This is a genomic window from Microbacterium sp., assembly GCF_030149085.1.
Classification (GTDB): Bacteria; Actinomycetota; Actinomycetes; order Actinomycetales; family Microbacteriaceae; genus Microbacterium.
The window spans coordinates 1-6470 of sequence record NZ_JASBSF010000232.1 but is presented as its reverse complement, the minus strand read 5'-3'; the positions used below and the strand labels follow the sequence as shown (position 1 = coordinate 6470).

Below are 6470 nucleotides of genomic sequence, written 5' to 3'. Positions count from 1 at the left end.
AGCACACCCTGGGTGGGATAGAAGAAACCGACAAGCCCGAGCTGCTCGGGCAGCCCGTCGGGGATCTTGATGATCCCCAGCGAGGTCATGTTCGAGTCCTGCGGCAGGAACGGCTGCGACTCGCTCCACACGATCTCGCCAGCGGCATCACGGACGGTGAGGGTCGGGGCGTACCCGTTGCCGAGCAGGTAGATGCGGTCGCCGGCGACGGTGATCGGGTTGTTCACGATCACGCTCTCCGCCCGGTCGTCCTCGGCGGCGCTGCGGATGGTGACGTCGGCGGAGAAGTCACCCGCCTGCCCGGCGCCGGGGCTGCCGGGCAGCTGGTAGGAGACCCGGAAGTCGTCGAGGGTGATCGAGTACGGGGCCAAGCGGGTGCCGTCGATGAAGCGGCCGGGGTTGAAGGAGGAATAGTCGCTGAGCGCGTTGACGAACGTCGTGCCCTCCACCACGACCCGCTGGCCGGTGTAGGCGAACCCGCCGCCGATCGCGACCGAGACGAGCACCCCGACCAGAGCGATGTGGAAGACCAGATTGCCGGTCTCCCGCAGATACCCCCTCTCGGCCGAGACCGAAGCCCACCCCGGCTCGTCGTAACGGTGGACTCGGTAACCGGCTCGACGCAGCTGGTGCTGCGCTAGCCGTACCGCATCCCCGGCCGGATCCGCAGTGGCTTCGTCGGTCGCGATCATCGTCTCCTGATAGTCGACCAGGCGGGACAGTCGTGCGGGAGTGCGCGGCGGCACGGACCGGAGCGCCTTGTAGTGGTGCTTGGCCCGGGGGATGACGCAGCCGATGAGGGATGCGAACAGCAGCAGGTAGATCGCGGAGAACCAGGGGGACGAGTACACATCGAACAGGCCGACCGCGTCGGCAAGGGGGAACACGTCAGGGTTGTCGCGCTGCCACTGGGTGACCCCGTTGGGGTCGGCGGTGCGCTGCGGGAACAGCGACCCGGGGACGGCGGCGATCGCGAGGAACAGCAGCAGCACCAGGGCGGTGCGCATGCTGGTCAGCTGCCTCCACGCCCACCGGGCCCAGCCGCCCACACCGAGGGCAGGACCGTTGATCTCGGACGGGGCGTCGGAGTCGCGGTGATCAGCGGGGCGCAGCGGGTCGACAACCGTGCCGGTCTCAGAGCGGGACGGGGACATTGATCACCACCTGCTGCAGAGCGGACATCAGCATGGTCCACAACCCGGTCACCATGAGAACCCCGAGCAACACCAGCAGGACGCCACCGATGATGTTCAGGGCGCGGATGTGGCGACGCAGAAGCGACACCGAGCGCGAAGCCCACCCCCAGCCCATAGCGAGCAGGAGGAACGGGAGACCCAGCCCGAGCGAGTAGGCAAGACCAAGCAGGCCGGCTCGGGTGGGATCGCCGAGGTTCCATGACATCGACAGGATCGCCGCGAGCGTCGGACCGATACAGGGGGTCCACCCCACTCCGAGCGCAAACCCGAGAAGCGGGGCGCCGATCAGGCCGGCGCGGCTCTGGATCCGAGGACGGAGGCTACGTTGGGCGATACCGAAGAACCCGATGAACACCAGGCCGAGGACGATCACAACCGCCCCCAGGAGTCGGGTGAGGATGTTGGCGTACTGCAGCAGCAGGAGCCCGAACGTGCCGCCCAGGATCGTCACGGTGACGAAGACCACCGTGAACCCGGCGATGAACAGGCCCACGCCGAGCAGCAGGCGGGTGCGCTCCGCCCTTACCGTCGACCCGGTCCCGGCGGCACCCGGGTTGCTGCCGGCGGCGCCGCCGAGGTAGCCGAGGTAGCCGGGCACCAGAGGCAGCACGCAAGGGGAGATGAACGAGACCAGGCCTGCGAGGGCCGCGATCGGGATCGCGATCCACAGAGCACCGTCGACGACCAGAGGCCCGGGGTTGATCACGGATTCTCCTCGGCGAGGGTGTCGGCGACCAGGGTGGCCAGGATGGAGGCGCTGGCCAGCTGGCCGATGACCCGGGCAGCGACTCTCCCGTCCCGGTCGAGCACCAGCGTGGTGGGGGTGGCCTGGATCGGGGTGACCTGCGCGAACGCTAGCTTGACCTTGCCGTCGTTGACGTCGATCACGCTCGGGTACGTGACGTTGTTGTCGCGAGCGAAAGACAGGGCGGTGGCGGGCTGGTCGTAGGTGTTGACGCCGAGGAATGCGACGCCTTGGTCCTGGTACCTCTGCCAGACCTCTTCGAGCAGCGGCGCCTCGACGATGCACGGACCGCACGCGGCATACCAGAAGTTCACCACCAGCACCCCGCCGCGGTAGTCGTCGCTGGTCACTCTCTCGCCGGTCTCGGTGAGCCCCTCGAAAGCGACCGGTTCACCGCGGTCGGACTCCAGGATCTGCACCACTTGGAAGTCGCCGGCGATGTAGCCCTTCTCGTTCCCGTCCCGATACTGCTGGGCGAGCGAATCGTTGCTCGCACAGCCAGTCACCACGCTGACCGCGAGCAGCGCGAAGACGGCGGCGAAGACGCGGCGGCGAGTCACGAGCGACGCACCTTGATCATCGCTCCGGCGACCAGGAAGATCACCGCGGCAGCCGGTTGCGCGAACGACCAGAGTGGCCCGGAGAACGGAAACGGGAATAGCGGGTTCCACAGCACCGCTATCGCGGCGAACGCCGGAAGCCACCACCACTGCCTGGCCTGTACGGCGAACCAGCCGACGATGACAGCGAGGATCGCGGTGACGAACAGCACCAGGAGGAACCAGTCTCCGCTCATCAGCGCCGGGGCCAGGAACAGGACGACGGCTGCGAGCAGCCCCGGGGCGAAAGCATTGCGCTGATAGACGGACGGCATGCGTTGCTTGGCCATCATGGTCTCCGCGCCTCCGCGACAGGCTCGGGCTCGTTCGTCGCCGCTTCGGCGCGGCGCCCGGTGGCTGCTCCCCGGTGTGCCCAGAGAACGCTGGCGAGGAGGATCACGCCAGCGCCGAGCGCGACGTCGGCGAGGTTGCCGATGAACCAGGTGCCGTAGGCGAGGAAATCGGTGACGTGCCCGACGCCGAACCCGGGTGGAGAGAACAGCCGGTCGATGAGGTTCCCGATCGCACCGCCGAGGATCAACCCGAGTCCCACAGCCCACCACACGGTGCGAGCTCGGACGACGGCGATCACCAGCAGCACCACGGCAGCCACCCCGACGAGCGTCAGCAGCCCGGTGAAGCCAGCGCCCAGGGAGAGGATCGCACCGGGGTTGAACGCGAGCTGCAGTCCGAGCAGATCACCCAGCAGGGGGATGCGCTGCTGGGTGCTCAGCCCCGACACCGCCGCCGCCTTGGTGGCCTGGTCGATCACCACGACCACCGCGGCGATCATGCAGGCGACCGCGAGTCGGGTGCCGCTGTTACGAGCCATCGGTCTTCTCCTCCGTCGAGGGCTGTGCCCGGGTCGCTTCTGTCGCGGCGCGGTCGCGGCGGCGGCGTTCCCAGGCCACCATGAGCACCACGATCAGTGCGCCGCCGATGATGACCACGCCGCTGATGACAGCAAGCACGGGAAAGAGCTCTCCCCCGCCGGAGGCCTGACCGCCGTAGCCGTCGTCCGTGGATTCGGCGGTGGAACGGATAGGAGATGGCTCAAGCGCCTGCTTCGTGGCGGTGAGCTCGGGAGTGGGGGCACTCTCGGGAACCGCGGCCGATTCGAGGGTGAGCGAGATCTCCTGCGGCGCCACGCCGATGGTCGCGTCAGCATCGGGGGTGGCCGAGACGATGCTGTCATGTGCGGCCGCGGATGATGCGGTCGAGAGCACCATGCCAGCTGCCAGCAGCAGGCTCACCCCCAGGGCGACGAATGCGACAGGACGACATCTGAGCAGCATCGGGGCGGCCTCGGTGGGCGGGGAGGATGACATGGCGTGGCTTTCAGGGACGGTTGATGATGTGATGGGCGATTGTGGTGGCGTCTCGCCAGACCCCGGTGATGGTGTCCGCACCGCGGCCGCTGTACTGCGGCATACCGGCGACGAACAGTCCCGGGATCCCGGTCCGGGTACGGGCTCCCCGCTCGGCGTGCGCGGCATCCGGCAGCCAGTCATCACCCGGTGCGTAGCCGGTGGCGAAGATCACGGAGTCCGGTGAGAGCTCACTGCCATCAGCGAGCGTCACCACGCCGCCGTCTGCGGCAGTCGCCGCGGGAACGATGGAGACCCCGGCGCGGCGCAGCCGCTCGTAGCTGTCGCCGAACACCGGTTCGGGATGCCGCCTGCGGGTGAGCCACGAGACTGCCTGTCCGGCAGCTGACGGGTAGCTGCCGCTCGGCCGGTGCCCCCGCGGGGTGCGTATAGACAAGGTGATCGTGTGAGAAGTGGTCAGCTCACGTGCCAGCTGCACCCCGCTGTTGCCGCCTCCGACGACGAGCACATGTCCCGGCTCGATCTGGTTTGGGTACAGGTAGTCGCTGCTGTGCATCACGACGCCTGGAACGCTCAGGGTCGCAGCCCACTCCGGCACACGCGGATACGCTGCCGCGGCGGTCGCGCACACGACGTTGCGGGTCTGTACGTCCCCTGCGGTCGTGGACAGCAGCAGAGTGGTTCCGGTGCCGGGACGCTCTATTCCGGTGGCGCGGACCCCCCAGACCGTCTCGACACGAAGTCCCCCCTCGACGAAGGCCAGATAATCGACGATCTCGTCAGCGCGGGGACGCCGACGCTGATCGCCGGGGAGCCCTCGAGGCGGGATCACGCTATGCCGGGCGTCGCTGAGCAGCTCCATCGAATGCCATCGAGATGCCCAGCTGCGCTGCCCCTTGCGAGCCGCGTCGATCACGACGAAATCCTGCTGCGGGCGCAGGCCCTTGGCATTCAACGCTGCGGCAACTGCCAGTCCGGACTGCCCGGCTCCGACGATGATCACTCGTCGGTGCGACAGGCTCGTCTGCATCACCGACCACCGGAGAGGGCAGCCGCGATTGCGTCTTCGAGGTCGTTCAGCGTCTGCAGCTCGAGCTTCTCCCCGCCGACGAAGAACGTCGGCGTGCTGCCGACCCCCAGAGCGCGTCCCTCGTTGAAATCGAGCTCCACGCGTTCGGTGGTGGCGGGATCGGCAACGGCCGCATCATAGGCGGTCATGTCCAATCCGAGCTGTTCGGCGAAGCCGCGGAACAGCTCGGCACGAGACTCCTGCGCCTCACCCCACTCCGCCTGTGTCTCGAACAGTCGGTGATACATGTCCTCGAATCGGTCCTGCTGTGCGGCCGCCTCCGCGGCGATCGCCGCGTTCTTCGAGTTGAAATGACCGGGCAGCGGGAAGTATCGCACCACGTAGGTGATCTGGCCGGCGTACCTCTCCCGGATATCCTCGACGATCGGGTAGAACGCGCCGCACGCTTCACACTCGAAGTCCAGGAACTCCACCACCGTCACCGCATCCGGACCACCGTCATCCAGAACGTGCGAGCTCTCTCCCACCACGGAGGTGCCGGTGCTGCTTCCTTCGCCGGGAGGCGGGGTGGGGTTCTGATTGACCAGCGCATAGATGATCGCGACCAGCACCATCACGACGACCACAGCCAGAGTGACCAACGTCGCCTTCACAGGGGTTTTCATTCGAGTACTCCAAACCAAGACACGACACATGACAGAACCCGGGCGTGAGCCCGGGGCGAATCGCCGTCCCGGAAGGACGGCACGCCGAATGTCAGGTTCGGGAGATGCTCAACTGCGTCAGCGAAAGGATGCTCACCCGCGAAATCGTCGACGGGTGGGGAAAGAGCGAGAGTACCCGCGGCCAGATCCCACGATCAGGGAGGACGCGGCTGCGCCACAGCCGGTAAGTCAGCACCGCGAGCACCAGCCCGCACAGCATTCCCAGAACACACAGCGCTGCCCCCATCAGCGCGCTGGCCCCCGAGGATTCGCCAACCACCGTCTGCTGTTCTCTGCCGTCGCGTGCATCGGTGGCGCCGCCACTCAGCGGCTCGACGTGCGGGTCCACGAGTGCGGACATTCCCAGCGGCACCGGCGTGGTGCCATCGGTCTCGAGGTGTCCAGCAGCGGCGATGCCCAACATCAGCAGGAGCGCCAGGCCGAGAGCAGTAACGATCCTCGTTATCAGAAGACGCTCGCTCAGCACGGCTGCGCGCTGAGTTCGAGTCGTCGGGGTCATCACCAAAAGCCTACCGTGGGCACCCATTCTAGGCTATGAACAGGCTCAGACACCGACCAGCTGACGCTCCTTCACCGCCGCGAGCTCCTGCCCCCGGCCACGCCGTGCCGAAAGGTCCTGCTCGTGTCGGACGATTGGGCTGCCCGGCGCATCGTCGGCGCGACATGCCGGATCCGACTCGGGAGTGGTCGGCCTGGCAACTACTACTGTAGGAACCGCTGGAAGATGTCCATGTGGCCCGTGTCGGGGATGGATTTACAGCGACAGATGGCCGCCGATTCGCCTCCACTCTCCGGCTTGAGTTGTCCATGAGACGACCGCGTGCCTCACTGACGCGGTGAGGGCAGC

At 67.3% G+C, this 6470-nt stretch carries 9 protein-coding genes; all 9 read right to left on the bottom strand.

The genetic code is table 11. The annotated features are described in order from the left end of the window. The coding region (locus Q1V87_RS09480) for a cytochrome c biogenesis protein ResB (protein ID WP_300591992.1) at positions 1-1154 on the bottom strand (1154 nt) is incomplete at its 3' end. Then, the gene (locus Q1V87_RS09475; RefSeq protein ID WP_228179442.1) at positions 1135-1899 is read right to left on the bottom strand and encodes a cytochrome c biogenesis CcdA family protein; all 765 of its coding nucleotides are present in this window, start codon (positions 1897-1899) and stop codon (positions 1135-1137) included. The genes Q1V87_RS09475 and Q1V87_RS09480, both read right to left, overlap by 20 nt. Further along, entirely contained in the window at positions 1899-2501 is a 603-nt protein-coding gene (locus Q1V87_RS09470) for a TlpA disulfide reductase family protein (protein ID WP_228179428.1), read from the bottom strand. Before Q1V87_RS09470 ends, Q1V87_RS09475 begins: the two co-directional genes overlap by 1 nt. Beyond that, on the bottom strand, positions 2498-2833 hold the full coding sequence (locus tag Q1V87_RS09465; protein WP_228179429.1) for a DUF6804 family protein: 336 nt from the start codon (positions 2831-2833) through the stop codon (positions 2498-2500). The genes Q1V87_RS09470 and Q1V87_RS09465 overlap by 4 nt, the downstream gene beginning before the upstream one ends. Further along, the gene (locus tag Q1V87_RS09460) at positions 2830-3372 is read right to left on the bottom strand and encodes a signal peptidase II (protein WP_228179430.1); all 543 of its coding nucleotides are present in this window, start codon (positions 3370-3372) and stop codon (positions 2830-2832) included. Before Q1V87_RS09460 ends, Q1V87_RS09465 begins: the two co-directional genes overlap by 4 nt. Further along, positions 3362-3835, bottom strand: coding sequence for a hypothetical protein (locus Q1V87_RS09455; protein WP_300591990.1), 474 nt, complete (start codon positions 3833-3835; stop codon positions 3362-3364). Before Q1V87_RS09455 ends, Q1V87_RS09460 begins: the two co-directional genes overlap by 11 nt. 43 nt (positions 3836-3878) lie before the next feature. Continuing rightward, positions 3879-4898, bottom strand: coding sequence for an NAD(P)-binding domain-containing protein (locus Q1V87_RS09450; protein WP_228179432.1), 1020 nt, complete (start codon positions 4896-4898; stop codon positions 3879-3881). Beyond that, on the bottom strand, positions 4898-5563 hold the full coding sequence (locus Q1V87_RS09445) for a thioredoxin domain-containing protein (RefSeq protein WP_228179433.1): 666 nt from the start codon (positions 5561-5563) through the stop codon (positions 4898-4900). The genes Q1V87_RS09450 and Q1V87_RS09445 overlap by 1 nt, the downstream gene beginning before the upstream one ends. 91 nt (positions 5564-5654) lie before the next feature. Beyond that, the gene (locus Q1V87_RS09440; RefSeq protein WP_300591987.1) at positions 5655-6089 is read right to left on the bottom strand and encodes a hypothetical protein; all 435 of its coding nucleotides are present in this window, start codon (positions 6087-6089) and stop codon (positions 5655-5657) included. Positions 6090-6470: the final 381 nt, after the last annotated feature.

Excerpts from the sequence above, each read along its gene's own strand:
- Q1V87_RS09455 (WP_300591990.1), bottom strand. The coding sequence starts at position 3,835 with ATGCTGCTCAGATGTCGTCCTGTCGCATTCGTCGCCCTGGGGGTGAGC.
- Q1V87_RS09460 (WP_228179430.1), bottom strand. The coding sequence starts at position 3,372 with ATGGCTCGTAACAGCGGCACCCGACTCGCGGTCGCCTGCATGATCGCC.
- Q1V87_RS09450 (WP_228179432.1), bottom strand. The coding sequence starts at position 4,898 with ATGCAGACGAGCCTGTCGCACCGACGAGTGATCATCGTCGGAGCCGGG.
- Q1V87_RS09445 (WP_228179433.1), bottom strand. The coding sequence starts at position 5,563 with ATGAAAACCCCTGTGAAGGCGACGTTGGTCACTCTGGCTGTGGTCGTC.
- Q1V87_RS09465 (WP_228179429.1), bottom strand. The coding sequence starts at position 2,833 with ATGATGGCCAAGCAACGCATGCCGTCCGTCTATCAGCGCAATGCTTTC.